The 12947-nt window shown below is 73.8% G+C and carries 13 protein-coding genes; 7 read left to right on the top strand and 6 right to left on the bottom strand.

What is annotated here, in order from left to right; genetic code table 11:
* The first annotated feature begins 7 nt into the window (after positions 1 to 7).
* Positions 8 to 991, top strand: a complete 984-nt coding sequence (locus ABZ714_RS00810) for an alpha/beta hydrolase (protein ID WP_358822939.1) — start codon at positions 8 to 10, stop codon at positions 989 to 991.
* Between the two features lie 64 nt (positions 992 to 1055).
* Here the strand turns inward: ABZ714_RS00810 and ABZ714_RS00805 are convergent, their stop codons facing one another.
* The gene (locus ABZ714_RS00805; protein WP_358822938.1) at positions 1056 to 1637 is read right to left on the bottom strand and encodes a helix-turn-helix domain-containing protein; all 582 of its coding nucleotides are present in this window, start codon (positions 1635 to 1637) and stop codon (positions 1056 to 1058) included.
* Between the two features lie 314 nt (positions 1638 to 1951).
* Here ABZ714_RS00805 and ABZ714_RS00800 point away from each other — a divergent pair, with 314 nt between their 5' ends.
* The 6 genes from ABZ714_RS00800 (at position 1952) to ABZ714_RS00775 (ending at position 6998) form a co-directional block, all read left to right on the top strand.
* A complete protein-coding gene (locus ABZ714_RS00800) occupies positions 1952 to 3112 on the top strand; it encodes an agmatine deiminase family protein (protein ID WP_358822937.1) in 1161 nt (386 codons plus the stop codon).
* 155 nt (positions 3113 to 3267) lie between these two features.
* Entirely contained in the window at positions 3268 to 4281 is a 1014-nt protein-coding gene (locus tag ABZ714_RS00795; protein ID WP_358822936.1) for a helix-turn-helix transcriptional regulator, read from the top strand.
* A complete protein-coding gene (locus tag ABZ714_RS00790) occupies positions 4278 to 5027 on the top strand; it encodes an SDR family NAD(P)-dependent oxidoreductase (RefSeq protein WP_358822935.1) in 750 nt (249 codons plus the stop codon). Before ABZ714_RS00795 ends, ABZ714_RS00790 begins: the two co-directional genes overlap by 4 nt.
* Entirely contained in the window at positions 5020 to 5649 is a 630-nt protein-coding gene (locus tag ABZ714_RS00785; RefSeq protein WP_358822934.1) for a hypothetical protein, read from the top strand. The genes ABZ714_RS00790 and ABZ714_RS00785 overlap by 8 nt, the downstream gene beginning before the upstream one ends.
* 182 nt (positions 5650 to 5831) lie before the next feature.
* A complete protein-coding gene (locus ABZ714_RS00780) occupies positions 5832 to 6221 on the top strand; it encodes a hypothetical protein (RefSeq protein WP_358822933.1) in 390 nt (129 codons plus the stop codon).
* A gap of 267 nt (positions 6222 to 6488) precedes the next feature.
* On the top strand, positions 6489 to 6998 hold the full coding sequence (locus ABZ714_RS00775; protein WP_358822932.1) for a GtrA family protein: 510 nt from the start codon (positions 6489 to 6491) through the stop codon (positions 6996 to 6998).
* A 110-nt stretch (positions 6999 to 7108) separates the two neighbouring features.
* On the opposite strand, the gene ABZ714_RS00770 is transcribed toward ABZ714_RS00775, so the two are convergent.
* The 5 genes from ABZ714_RS00770 to ABZ714_RS00750 form a co-directional block, all read right to left on the bottom strand.
* Entirely contained in the window at positions 7109 to 8116 is a 1008-nt protein-coding gene (locus ABZ714_RS00770; RefSeq protein ID WP_358822931.1) for an aldo/keto reductase, read from the bottom strand.
* A gap of 302 nt (positions 8117 to 8418) precedes the next feature.
* Complete coding sequence (locus tag ABZ714_RS00765; RefSeq protein ID WP_358822930.1) at positions 8419 to 9576, bottom strand: glycosyltransferase family 4 protein; 1158 nt, start codon at positions 9574 to 9576, stop codon at positions 8419 to 8421.
* Positions 9573 to 10835 (bottom strand): endonuclease/exonuclease/phosphatase family protein, encoded by a 1263-nt coding sequence (locus ABZ714_RS00760; protein ID WP_358822929.1) that lies wholly within the window; start codon positions 10833 to 10835, stop codon positions 9573 to 9575. The genes ABZ714_RS00765 and ABZ714_RS00760 overlap by 4 nt, the downstream gene beginning before the upstream one ends.
* Complete coding sequence (locus ABZ714_RS00755) at positions 10832 to 11878, bottom strand: glycosyltransferase family 2 protein (protein WP_358822928.1); 1047 nt, start codon at positions 11876 to 11878, stop codon at positions 10832 to 10834. Before ABZ714_RS00755 ends, ABZ714_RS00760 begins: the two co-directional genes overlap by 4 nt.
* Positions 11879 to 11943: 65 nt before the next feature.
* The gene (locus ABZ714_RS00750; RefSeq protein WP_358822927.1) at positions 11944 to 12927 is read right to left on the bottom strand and encodes a UbiA prenyltransferase family protein; all 984 of its coding nucleotides are present in this window, start codon (positions 12925 to 12927) and stop codon (positions 11944 to 11946) included.
* Between the last annotated feature and the right edge of the window lie 20 nt (positions 12928 to 12947).

Raw genomic sequence — 12947 nt, 5'->3', positions numbered from 1 at the left:
AGGGCGTATGACACGGCACGGCACGGACCTCACCCATCGGCTGGTCCCGTCACCGGGCGGCCGGATCCATCTCGTGGAGCAGGGGACCGGGCCATTGGTCCTGCTCGTCCACGGCTTCCCCGAATCCTGGTACTGCTGGCGCCATCAACTCCCGGCTCTGGCCGCGGCGGGCTACCGCGCGGTGGCCGTCGACGTCCGGGGGTACGGCCGCTCCTCCCGGCCCGCCGCGATCGACGCGTACCGGATGGCGGAGCTGGTCGCCGACGAGGTCGCGGTGGTGCGCGCCCTCGGCGCGGAGTCCGCGGTCGTCGTGGGCCACGACTGGGGTGCGGCGATCGCCGCGAACGCGGCTCTGCTGGAGCCGGACGTCTTCCGCGCGGTGGGGCTGCTGAGTGTCCCGTACGCCCCGCGCGGCGGCCCCCGGCCCAGTGAGATCTTCAGCCGGATGGGCGGTGCCGACGAGGAGTTCTACGTCGGGTACTTCCAGCGGCCCGGTCGGGCCGAGGCCGAGGTGGAGCCCGATGTCCGGGGCTGGCTCCAGGGCTTCTACGCGGCCTTCTCCGGCGACACGATGCCGGCGCCGGGCGCACCGGATCCTCATTTCACGGGCGGTTCGGGCACTCTGCGCGAGCGGTTCCCCACCGGCAGTCGGCCGCACTGGCTGGGCGAGGCCGATCTCGACTTCTACGCCGGGGAGTTCGAGCGGACCGGACTGACGGGGGCGCTGAACCGCTACCGGAACATGGACCGCGACTGGGAGGACCTCGCCCCCTTCGACGGCGCGCCCGTCGTCCAGCCGTCCTTCTTCGCGGGCGGCGCCCTGGACGCCTCCACGACCTGGCTGGCCGACGCGATCGAGGCGTTCCCGGCGACCCTGCCCGGTCTGGTCTCCTCGCATCTGCTGGACGGCTGCGGCCACTGGATCCAGCAGGAGCGTCCGGCGGAGGTGAACCGCCTGCTGGTCGAGTGGCTGGACGCGCTCCCCGGCTGACGGCACCGCTCCGCGCGCGGCCCCGGCTGACCGGATTCTCAGTCCCGCGGTTCAGCCGGGCGCGTCAGCCCTGCCGGAGCCCCGCCAGTTCGGCGGCGACGGCGCCCCGGATCAGCTCCCGGGCGTGGCCGGTCCGGATCGCTCCGCCGAGCCAGCGCGTGCTGAGCCCTTCCAGCAAGGCGGTGAGCCGTTCCGCCGAGGCGGCGAGGGCGGGGGCGGACGCCATCGGCTCGACCGCGCCCAGCAGGGCGGCGATCTCCTGGACCCAGACCAGGGTGGCCCGGGCCAGATCCTCCCGCAGGGCCTCCTCGAACACGGCGCTCGCCCGCAGTTCGCCCCAGGCCGCGCTGTTCTCCCGTACCTCCGCCTCGTCCTGGATCTCCAGCAGCAGGGCCCGTTCCAGCTCCTCGCGGGGGGTCGGGGGCGGGGCAGCCGGGTCGAGGGCGGTGGTGTAGCGCTCGGCGCGGTCGTTGATGAACTCCAGGGTCCGGCGCAGCACCCCGGTACGGTCCTTGAAGTGGTAGTAGATCAAGGCGGTGGAGACCCCCGCCTCGGCCGCCAACTCCTCCACGCGCAGGCCTCTGACGCCGCGCCGGGCGATCACCCGGGCGGCCGCTTCGAGGATCTGAGTGCTGCGAGACGCCATGGCGGGCACTCTACCCGCGGGCGGTGAGCAGGTTCGGCCGAGGTCACCGGGGGTGCGGAGGGTACGAGGCGCCGACGCGCCCCTCGCCGGGCCCCTCACGCCTGCTCCGCCACGCCGTCCCGAAGCGTGATCGCTCGGCGGCTCTCCGCCCATCGGTTTGACTGAATTTTCAGTCAGTGTCAGGGTGACGACACGGGGCCCTTCACCGCCCGGAACACACCGGGCCACGGCGCCGGTGCGCATCCTGGCCGGGACCCGCCCGTCCGCCACCGCCCGCAGGCCGTTCCGGCCGCCGCCCACGACAGGAGTCGTCCGTGCCCTTCTCGCCCACCCGGCGGTCCGCCCTCCGCGCCCTCTCCGGCCTCGGCGCCCTCGTCCTCGGGACGTCCGCCTGCGGTCCGGCCGCCCCGTCCGGCACCCCGACGGCCGCCGCCGGCTCCACCGCGCCGGCCTCGAAGACCACGGGCCGCAGACTGGGCGCCGAGTGGGAGAGCCATACCCGGACCTTCATGTCCTGGCCTGCCCTGACCTCGGTCTGGGAGGAGTTCCTGCCCGACGTCCGGGCGGATATCGCCCGGATCGCCCGGGCCGTCGGGGAGTACGAGGCGGTCGTCATGATGGCCCGGCCCGACCAGGTGCAGGCGGCCCAGCGGGCCTGCGGCCGCGATGTGGAGGTCATTCCCCTGCCGGTGGACGATCTGTGGGCCCGCGACACCGTCCCGGTCTTCGTCGAGGAGGGCGGCCGGGTCACGGGGGTCGACTTCAACTTCAACGGCTGGGGCGGCAAGCAGCAGCACACCAACGACGCCCGGGTGGGGAGCGCCCTGCTGCCCGAGTACGGGATCCCCCGGTCCCGGGCCCCGCTGGTCTCCGAGGGCGGCTCCTTCGAGACCGACGGCGAGGGCACCCTGCTGATCACCGAGAGTTCGATCGTCAACGCCAACCGGAACCCGGGCAAGAGCCGGGACCGGATCGAGGCCGAACTCCGCCGGGCCCTCGGCGTCGGGAAGGTGGTCTGGCTGGCGGGGATGCGCGGCGAGGACATCACCGACGCCCATGTGGACAGTCTCGTACGGTTCACCGAACCCGGTGTGGTGCTGCTGGACCGGGCCTTCCCCGGCACACCGCCGGACTCCTGGTCCCGCTCGGCCGACCAGGCCCGGTCGGTGCTGTCGACGGCGACCGACGCCCGCGGCCGGCGCTTCGAGATCGTCGGCCTTCCCCAGCCCGATCTGCGGAAGATCACCGGCGACGGCGACGACTTCCTCGCGTCGTACGCCAACTTCTATGTCGCCAACGACTCGGTCTTCCTGCCCCGGTTCGGGGACCGGAAGGCCGACGACCGGGCCCGGGGCATCCTGCGGGAACACTTCCCCGGCCGCGATGCCGTCCAGCTCAGGATCGACACGGTCGCCTCGGGCGGCGGCGGGATCCACTGCGCCGCACACGACCAGCCCGGCACCCCGGCCGACTGATCCCCCGGCGCCCCCGGCACCCTGTGGCCCACAGCCCGGGCCCGAGGGCGCCGGGGCCACCGCCCGGCCCTGGCGCGATCGTTCAAGACGGACCGGGGCGGCCCCGCCTACCGTTCCCGTGGAGCGGAACCAAGAAAAGGAAACGGGTAACGGGTATGGAGGAGTACGCGAGCGCCAGACTGCTGGAGCTGGCACAGCGCGCGCTGGCCGCCGAGGGCATCCGGGCGGTCGCGCCCGTGACCGGCGGCGCCCTGCTGCCGCCGGCCGCGAAACGCGCCTACCTCGCGGAAGTCGCCCGTGAGCACGGTCTGCTGCCGCTGCTGCGGGTCGGCTCCACCCTCTCCGGGGCCACCTCGGACCCGCTGATCGCCGCGCTGCTGAACGCCGTCGGCCCGAGGGATCTGCTCGAAAGGTGGCGGCGGCTGGAGCGGTTCCAGCACTCCCGGCACCGGACGGTCGTCCGGGAGTACGGGCCGCGGCATCTCGTCGTCGAGCACATCGGGCCGCCCGGGGCGCCGCCGGAACCCGCCGAGGACGCCCTCGTGCTCGGTGTGCTGACGGCGCTGCTCACCCTGTCGGGCGCGCGGGACGTCCGGGTCACGGCGGGCTCCGACCGGCCGGTGACGGTGTTCTCGGACGGCCTCTTCCGGGCACCCCCGCCCCGGCCGGGCGGCGGACTGTGGCGGTTCGCCTGGTCGGCCGCGCCCCCCGGCGACGGCATCCGGACCGGGGAAGCCGGGGCGACCGGCAAACCCGGAGAACCCGGAAGATCCGGAACGGACCGAGCGGACGGAGCGGCGGGCCGGGACGAGGTCGCCCTGACCCGGCGGCTGATCGCCGCCGACCCCGCGCGGCGCTGGACCCTCGGGGGCCTCGCGGCCGAACTGGGCGTACCGGCCCGGAGTCTTCAGCGGCGGCTGGCGGGGGCGGGCGGCTTCAGCGGGCTGCTGGCCGCGGTGCGCTCGGAGGCCGCCGCCGAGCTGCTGATCCGCGGCGACCATCCGATCGGGATCATCGGCTTCGTCTGCGGCTATGCGGACCAGCCCCATTTCACCCGCCAGTTCGGGCGGCGAACCGCGTTGACGCCCGCCGTCTACCGCTCCGTGTTCCAGGACCCCGGCGGGCGGACGAGCCGCGCCGGTGAACCGACCAGACGAAGGACGCCATGAACCTCACCGGCAGAACGGTTCTCGTCACGGGCGCGACCCGTGGCATCGGACGGGCTCTGACCCACCGGCTCACCGGACTCGGCGCACACGTCGTGGCCGTGGGCCGGGACCCCGGCGGGCTCGCGGCGCTCACGGCCGCGTACGGCGACCGGGTGTCGCCCGAGGCGCTGGACCTCGCGGACCCGGACGCCGTCGACGCCTTCGCGGACCGGCTCCCCGAGCGGCACCCGGAGCTCTCCGTCGTCGTCAACAACGCCGGGGTACAGCATCTCAGCGACTTCCTGACCGGCGACCCGCGCGAGCTGCGCCCGGTACTCCGGCGCGAACTGGCGGTCAATCTCGATGCCGTGATCACCCTCTCGACGGCGCTGCTCCCGCACTTCCGGAGTCTGCCGTCGGCCGCGATCGTCAATATCGGCAGCGGGCTGGCCGTCGTGCCCAAACCGTCGGCGCCCGTGTACTGCGCCGCGAAGGCGGGGGTCCGTACCTTCACCCGGGCCCTGCGCTACCAGTGCGAGGACTCCGCGCCGCAGATCCGGGTGGTGGACGTGGTCCTGCCGCTGGTCGACACGGAGATGACGGCGGGCCGGGGCCGGGGCAAGATCAGCCCGGCGGAGACGGCCGGGGCGATCGTCGACGGGATCCGGCGCGGCCGTACGGAGATCAGGGTCGGCAAGGCCGCGCTGCTGCCCGTCCTGATGCGGGTCGCGCCGTCGCTCGGCTACCGGGCGCTGCGCCATGGCTGACGCGCCGGGGACCGCGGCGGCGGGCCGGACCGCGCGGCTGCTGATCCGGCTCGACCGGGCCGCGCACCGGCCGTGGTTCCTGCCCGCGGTGGCCGTCTTCCCGCTCGGCGACTACGCGCTGCCGGTACTGCCCAATCAGATCCTGCTGACGGGGCTCTCGGCGCTGCGTCCCCGGCGGTGGCGGGCGGTCGCCCTGACCTTCGTCATCGCGTCGGCCCTGGGTGCCTTCCTGGTGGCGACCGCCGTCCGGGCGGTCGGGCCCCGGCTGCTGGAGGCCGTCGGCCCGGTCCTCGCCGATATCGGCGAACTGCGGGAGGCTGGGGGGTTCGTGACCGAGTACGGCGCCCCGGCCGTGGCCGTACTCGCCCTGCTGCCGTGGACACCCCGGGCGGCCGTGCTGGTCTGCGCGCTGGCGGGGGTGCCGCCCTGGTCGATCGGGGTCGCCGTACTGGTGGGCCGCCCTGTGCCGGTGGTGCTGCTGGCGGCCACCGGGGCCCGCGCGCCCCGGCTGCTGCGCCGGTTCCGCCGGATCGACCGGGTACTGACGGAGGCGGAGACCCTGCGCGCGGTCGTTCCGCCCGGCCGTGAGGGGGTGTCAACCGGTATGCCGACTGCGGCGTAAGGGACTGGGGTGAGGGCGGGGACACAGGGGGCGATAGGGGTTGTGACCGGGGTACGGCGCCGATTGCATGGAGCAGGCACCGGATCCCGTGGGACGCGGACCGGGCCGCTCAGGGCGCCCGGGGACAGGGCGCCGGCTCCGGTGCCCCGCCGGGCCCGGCCGATCTTCCAGAGGAGCAACTCATGGCCAAGCGTTGGATGTCGCGTGTCGCGATCGCCGGTGGTGCGTCGGTGGCACTGGCCCTGACCAACGTGAGCACGGCCCAGGCGGCCAATCTTTCCTTCTCCTTGAGCTACAACGGCGCTCAGGTCGGCACGATGGCCCATCTCGACGCGGACCCGGACCGGATCCAGGTCTGCGACACCCGGGCCGACGGCTACGGCGTCACGGGCACGCTCTCCATCCTGCACGGGGCCGCGGGCTGGAGCACCATCGCGGTCGTGGACGACGGCGGCGACGCGGGCTGCGACACGCTGCAGGTCCCGATCAGCGGTACCGCCTACTACTCGATGGAGCTGTGCTGGAACGGCCGCGCCGGCGTCTGCAAGAGCACCGCCCCCTTCCAGGAGTAGGGGTTCCCGGGCCCGGTGACGGCGCCCGTGCGATCGGTCCGACCGGCCGGATCCAGGTGACGGTACGTCAGTCACCGGGCCCGGCCGGTCTTCGCGTTCCCCCGGCCCGCCCCGCTCCCCCACCCCTCGGCGACCCGGCGCCATCCACCAACCATCATGGCGCCAAATAAAGTGGCGAATGGCGCCACTCATGTGCCATGCTTGCGCCGTAAGCGACGCCCCGGGGTCTTGAACGGGGTGCTCGGGGAGTGGGAACAAGGGGGCGGCATGGAACGGCACGCGGCGGACGACACCAACCGGAAGACGGCCCGGTCGGCCTTCGCCCGGTTTGTGGTCTGCGGCGGCGGAACGGGCCTGGCCTCCAGTTTCGCCGTGACCGCCGCCTCCTCCTGGATGCCCTGGTTCCTGGCCAATGCCGTGATCACCGTGATCTCGACCCTGGTCGCCACCGAGCTGCACGCCCGCTTCACCTTCGGTACGGGCGGTCGCGCCACCTGGCGCCAGCACCTCCAGTCGGCCGGGACCGCGGTGGCGGGATACGCGGTGACCGGCGCGGCGATGCTCGTACTGCACGCCGTGACGGAGGCGCCGGGCCCGGCTCTTCAGCAGATCGTCTATCTCTCCGCGTCGGCGGTCGCCGGAGTCGCCCGGTTCGCGGTGCTGCGGCTGGTCGTCTTCGCCCGCGGCCGGGTACGGACGACGACGGCCGTGCGGCCCGCGATCGTGGTCGGCGCCCCGGCGCCCGCCGGCCCGCCGGCGCTCTGCCCCGCCGCCTGACGGACCGTGGAACGGCCCCCGCCCGATTCGTCCGGGCGGGGGCCGTTCACGGGTTCCGCGAGGTCGCCGTGGTCAAAGCGGTCGACGGTTCCGACGATCCGCCGGGTGGGTCAGCGCTCGGCCGGATCCGTGGCGATGACGCTGTACGGATACGGCAGCGGCTGGTCACCGGCCTTGGTCAGCAGCTCGGCGTCGGCCGGGTCGAGATCGACATCGGCCGCGCCGAGGACGTTCTCCAGCTGCTCCAGCGTCCGGGCGCCGACGATGGGGGCGGTGACCGCGGGCCGCCCGCCGAGCCAGGCGACGGCGACCTGGGCCGGGGTCAGCCCGCTCCGTTCGGCCACCTCGAAGAGGGCGTCCAGGACCCGCCAGGTCCGCTCGTCCTGGTACGCGCTCCACGACTCGCCCCAGCCGAACCGCTCGGCCGTCTCCACCCGGCTGCCGGCCGGTGGCGCGGTGTCGCCGCGCCGGATCCTGCCGCTGAGCCAGCCGCCGCGGAGCGGGCTCCACGGAATGACGCCGAGCCCCTCCTGCCGGGCCACCTCGATCAGCTCCCACTCGGTGGAGCGGTCCAGCAGGTTGTAGAGCGGCTGGAGGGCGACAAAGCGCTCCCAGCCGTGCCGCTTGCTGAGGTCCAGGGCCTTCTGGAGCTGCCAGCCGGTGAAGTTGCTGGCCCCCAGGTAGCGGACCTTGCCGGACTTCACCAGGGTGTCGAGGGTGGAGAGGGTCTCCTCCAGCGGGGTCGCGGGGTCCCAAGCGTGCACCTGATACAGATCTATGTGGTCGGTACCGAGTCTGCGCAGACTGGCCTCGACCCCGGCGATCAGATGCTTGCGGCCCAGGCCCCGGTCGTTGGGGCTGTCGCCGGTGCCGTACCGGACCTTGGTGGCGATCACCAGATCGTCCCGGCGCCGCTTCTCCAGCCAGCGGCCCAGGATCTCCTCGGAGGCGCCCGCCGAGTAGATGTCGGCGGTGTCGACGAAGTTGCCGCCCGCCTCGGTGTAGCGGTCCAGGATCGCGTGGGACTCCTCCTCGGCGCTCTCCCGCCCGAACGTCATGGCGCCCAGGCAGAGCTCGCTTACCACCAGGCCGGTCGATCCCAGGAAGCGTTGACGCATGGTCGATGTCCTCTCGGCAGTTCGGTTTCGCACACGGAAGGCGGGCACGGGGGCGGACCGGCGAAGCGGTCGGCGCTGAGCCCCGGGGCTCCCCCGTCTCCCGGACGACGACACGGCCGGACGGGCCCCGGGGGCGCGGATCCGGTACGTCAACCGACGGCATGGTGGACGTGACCGGTCCCCGGCCCGGCTTCCATCATCCCACAGGTGATCCACATCACCGCGAGAATTATTTGAGCCTACGGACCGTCAGATTCCGTCGCTCTTCGGCGAATCGGCTGCTCAGAGGTGCGTACGGACCGTCAGACGTGCACCCGGCCGTACGCCGCGAGCCCGGCCAGCAGCTCGTCGTAGCGGTCCAGACAGCCCTCGGTGCCGTACCGGGCCCGGGTGACCCGGCCGCCCTCGGCCCGTTGCCCGGGCGAGAAGGCGGCGGCCTCCAGCAGGGCCGCGGCGAGCGCCCCGGAGTCCCCGGGCGGGACGAGCCTGCCGAAGCCGGTACTGGTGACCGGTACCCGCATCCCGGGGGCGTCGCAGGCGACCGAGGGGACCCCCGTCATCATCGCCTCCGTCTGCGAGATCCCGAACGACTCCTCGGCCACCGACGGCAGCGCGAAAACGTCCAGGGAGGCGTAGAACTCCGCCACTTGATCGTCCGGGAGGAATCCGGTGAACCGGATCCGGGGATCACCGGCGGAGCGTTCCCGCAGCGCCCCGACGACACTGCCGCCCGCGACCTTGGAGTAGTCCCCCGCGATCAGCAGCCGGGCGGCGGGGTCCCCGATGGCGCGGAAGGCGTCGACCAGATGGTGCAGCCCCTTCTCGGGGGCGATCCGGCCGAGGAACCCGATATGCGGGCCCGGCCCGTCCCGGAACGTGGCGGGGCCCGGTTCCCGCTGCCGGCAGGGCGGGGCGATCACGGCGAGCCTGTCCCCCATCAGCGCCCGGTGCCGGGAGTGGTCCGCGTGGTCGGTGTTGTTGACGACGACGGCGGCCGAGCGGCGCAGGGCGGTCGCCACCGAGGCGTCCACCACGGAGACCTGGAGGCCGGCCGCGCGGCCGGGCGGCAGCCAGACGTCGTCGTGGTGGGTGGTGATCACCGGGGTACGCCCGGCCAGCAGGGCCAGCGGTCCGGCCTCCAGCATCGGCAGATGGATGTTGACGGCACGGGAGGCCCGGGCCAGCCGGGCGGCCAGCGGGACGAAGCCGGGGCTGAGCACGCCGCGCCCGATCCGGGCGGCGACGGGCGCCCGGAAGACGTCCACCCCGTTGACGCGCTCCCGCCGGGGCGAGGCCGGATCGTGCCGGGAGGCGACCACGGCGACCCGGTGGCCCCGGGCGGCGAGCCCTTCGGCGACCGCCCGGGCCACCTCGGTCAGGCCGCTGGTGTACGGCAGGTAGTAGGTGAGGGCGACGGTCAGGTCGTAGCGGTGGGGGCGGGTGGCCCGGCTGGTGGTCATGGCAGCGCCTTCGGGTCGTCCGGTCCCGTGCGGTCGCCGTCGGCCCCGGCGGGCGGACGGTCCGGCGGGGAGAGCCGGAGCAGGATCAGTCGGTGGGTGGAGAGCCCGGCGGGCGGATCGTCCAGGGACTGGCGGTGGATCTCGACGTCCGGGGAGGCGAAGGTCCAGTCGAGCCGCCACAGGGCGGCCGGTCCGGCCGGAAAGGTCGCCGGGTAGGGATCCGTACCGGATTCGGCGGTGTCGCGCAGCCCCCGGAACCAGCGCAGGTCGGCGCTGCCCGGCAGGGTGTTCAGATCGCCGCCGAGTACCACCGGGTTGGGGTTGGCGTCGAGGTCGGCGCGGAGCGCGCGCAGATGCAGCAGCCGGCGGTGGGCGTGCGAGCCGACTTCGCGGTAGTACGACGGGGTCAGCGGATTGCGGTCGACGTTGAGCAGGTCGGGCAGATGGGTGTTGTAGAGCGACAGGGTGCGGCCGTCGACGCTGATGTCGGTCCGTACCACCCGGACGTCCCAGTAGTCGGGCCAGTCGGTGGGCGGCGGCGGCAGTCCGGCGGGGCGCAGGGCGCGCCGCAGGGTGACGGGGTGGCGGGAGAGGGTGAGGAACGCCCCGTCGGCGGCGATTTGGTAGCCGGGGAAGGCAGCCCTGATCCGGGCGAGGTCGTCGATCGGGACGGGCCGGTCCCCGCGGGCGTTCTGGTACTCCTGGAGCAGATAGACATCGGCGTCGTAGCGGCGCAGATAGCCGAAGAAGCGGTCGGGGTCGGCGTCCTGGTGCCAGAAGAAGGTGTTCCAGGTGACGACGCGCAGGGCGTCGGCGGGCACGGGTCCCCGGTCGCGCAGCAGGGCGCCCGGGTGGACCCCGGACTGTCCGGCGCCCAGCAGGAGGGCGAGGACGAGCAGGGGCAGGGTGATCCGGCGCCGTCGCCGGAGCAGGGCGGCGGGGAGCAGCAGGGCGAGGGGGACGGCCAGATAGGCGAGCGGCGGGGCGAGGTCGATCCCGTTCCAGAGCCACCACCGTCCGCTGAGGGCGGTCCTGAGTACGGTGTTCAGCGCCCAGAGGGCCGCGAGGGCGCAGAGCGCCGTACCGGCGATCCGTGCCGTCCGGGCGCGGGGGCCCGGGGCGGCGGGTCCGGCAGCCGGACCGGCCTCGGCGCCGGAGGCCGGCCCGTACCCGGCTTCCGGGACCGGGCCGGATCCGGCGTCGCGGCCCCGGTACGGACCGGTGTCCGGGCCCGTGGCCCGTCCGGCGGGGGTGTTCACGCGCTCGCCCCGGCGGTCCGGCCGGTGTCGCGGGGCGCGGGCGGGTCGTAGAGACGGCGGAATCGCCGGGAGGTGAGCCACTGGACGACACCGATCCCCGCTCCGAGGGCGATGACGGCGTTGACGGCGAAGTGCGCCAGGGCGAAGTAGCCCGTGAAGCCGTAGCCCTTGCGCCGGAGGACGAAGGCGTAGAGGGACCGGTCGGCGAGCAGGGAGCCCGCGGCCAGGGCGGCGGGCAGCAGGGCCCATCCGGCGCCGAGCACCGCGAGGGGCAGGGCGACCAGGGCCAGCAGGGCGGCGACGCTGGCCCCGGCGCGCGGTCCGGTGGCGATACCGCCGGGCAGGTCGCGCCGGTCGACGTAGAGGGGGATGTGCAGCCGGGTGCGGTGGAAGACCTTGCGGAGCACCACCCGCCAGGTGTCGTCGTGGTCGTGGCGGCCGCGGACGGTGGTGGAGCTGTGGACCTCGTAGCGGCGGCGGATCCGGGCGGCGTAGTCGCCGTCCTCGGTGTGCCGGAGCCCCCGGTTGAACGGTCCGATCTCGGCGAAGACGGCGGCCGGGATCGCGCAGATCGCGGTATGAAGAGTGCCGATCCGGCCCTCGTGTTCGGCGAGCCAGTAGTACTGGTGGAGGCAGCGGTATTCCTCGATCCGGCTGTCGCGGATCAGGGGTTCGGCGTCGTAGGTGCCGCAGACCGCGCCGATCCGGGGGTCCGTACGGAGCAGGGCGACCGCGTTGGCGACGGCGTCCGGTTCCATGGCGACATCGGAGTCGACAAAGACCACGATCTCGCCGCGGGCGCGTTCGGCGCCGGTGTTGCGGGCGTGGGCGACTCCGCTGTTGACCCCGGTACTGACGACTTGTACGCCGAGGGAGCGGGCGACGGCCACCGAGTCGTCGGTACTGCAGTCGTCGACGAGCAGGATCTCCAGCGGCCGATAGGTCTGGGCCTGGGCGGCGCGCAGACAGAGTTCCAGCGCGCGGCCGTAGTTGTAGTTCGGGACGACGACCGAGACCAGGGGGTTTCCGGTGGGGCTGGACATGTCGGGCCGTGCCTCTCGGGTGGTCGGAAGGGGTGTGGGCGGGGGCGTGCGGCGGTCACCGGCGGTCAGGCCGGGGAGGCCGGGGGCGCCGCCAGGAGCAGGGCGGTGCCGATGAGTACGGCCCACAGCGCCGAGTTGACGAGGGTGGCCCGGTCGCGCAGCAGCAGCCGGACGGGGTCGCCGCCGCCCTCCTCGACCAGCAGCACCTGGAGATAGCGGGCCAGCCCGAAGACGGCGCAGAGCGCGGAGAGCAGGGCCGTGGTGTGGGCCGCGCCCGCGAAGACGGGGTCCTCGTCGAGGAAGAGCAGATAGGAGACGGCGGTCAGACCCGCGATCAGTCCGATCAGATGGTCGACAAAGCCGACGGTGTAGCCGCTGAGGGCGGGGCGGTGGCCCGGTTCGGCGGCGGTGAGTTCATGGCGGCGTTTGCCGAGGGAGAGCAGCAGACAGAAGGAGAAGACGCAGACGGCGAGCCACTGCGGTACGGGTCTGCCGACGGCGGCGCAGCCCAGGGCGAGCCGGAGGACGAATCCGGTGGCGACGATGAACGCGTCGAGCAGGGGGATGTGTTTCAGTCCCCGGCTGTAGCTCAGGCTGAGCACCAGGTAGACGGTGACGGGCCACCATTCGGCGACGGGCCGGGGCAGTACGGCTCCGGTCAGCGCGGCGGCCAGGACGGCGGTCAGGGCGAGCGCCCCGCCGGTGCCGATCCGCCCGGCGGCCAGCGGGCGGTGCCGCTTGGCCGGGTGGAGCCGGTCGCGTTCGCGGTCGGCGAGGTCGTTGATCACATAGACGATCGCGGAGGCGAGGGTGAAGACGGTCAGGGCCCAGAGGATCCGTCCGGCGCCGGACGGCGTCCAGGTACGGGTGTCGAGCAGGGCGAGCGGGACGACGGCCAGGTTCTTGACCCACTGGCCGGGTCTGACCAGGGCCAGCAGGTCCGCCAGGGGCCGGGGCCGGATCCGGGGGCCGGGGGCCGGGGGCGGGGTGACGAAGGCGGGTGGGGCCGCCACGCGCACGGGCGCGGCGGAGAACTTCGGGATGTCCACGAGGGTGCTCTCCACTGCTG

The organism is Streptomyces sp. NPDC006798 (assembly GCF_040635975.1).
Lineage (GTDB): Bacteria > Actinomycetota > Actinomycetes > Streptomycetales > Streptomycetaceae > Streptomyces.
This window is presented reverse-complemented; position numbering and strand designations above follow the sequence as displayed.

Excerpts from the sequence above, each read along its gene's own strand:
- ABZ714_RS00775 (WP_358822932.1), top strand. The coding sequence starts at position 6,489 with ATGGAACGGCACGCGGCGGACGACACCAACCGGAAGACGGCCCGGTCG.
- ABZ714_RS00765 (WP_358822930.1), bottom strand. The coding sequence starts at position 9,576 with ATGACCACCAGCCGGGCCACCCGCCCCCACCGCTACGACCTGACCGTC.
- ABZ714_RS00790 (WP_358822935.1), top strand. The coding sequence starts at position 4,278 with ATGAACCTCACCGGCAGAACGGTTCTCGTCACGGGCGCGACCCGTGGC.
- ABZ714_RS00795 (WP_358822936.1), top strand. The coding sequence starts at position 3,268 with ATGGAGGAGTACGCGAGCGCCAGACTGCTGGAGCTGGCACAGCGCGCG.
- ABZ714_RS00805 (WP_358822938.1), bottom strand. The coding sequence starts at position 1,637 with ATGGCGTCTCGCAGCACTCAGATCCTCGAAGCGGCCGCCCGGGTGATC.
- ABZ714_RS00770 (WP_358822931.1), bottom strand. The coding sequence starts at position 8,116 with ATGCGTCAACGCTTCCTGGGATCGACCGGCCTGGTGGTAAGCGAGCTC.
- ABZ714_RS00785 (WP_358822934.1), top strand. The coding sequence starts at position 5,020 with ATGGCTGACGCGCCGGGGACCGCGGCGGCGGGCCGGACCGCGCGGCTG.
- ABZ714_RS00755 (WP_358822928.1), bottom strand. The coding sequence starts at position 11,878 with ATGTCCAGCCCCACCGGAAACCCCCTGGTCTCGGTCGTCGTCCCGAAC.
- ABZ714_RS00780 (WP_358822933.1), top strand. The coding sequence starts at position 5,832 with ATGGCCAAGCGTTGGATGTCGCGTGTCGCGATCGCCGGTGGTGCGTCG.
- ABZ714_RS00810 (WP_358822939.1), top strand. The coding sequence starts at position 8 with ATGACACGGCACGGCACGGACCTCACCCATCGGCTGGTCCCGTCACCG.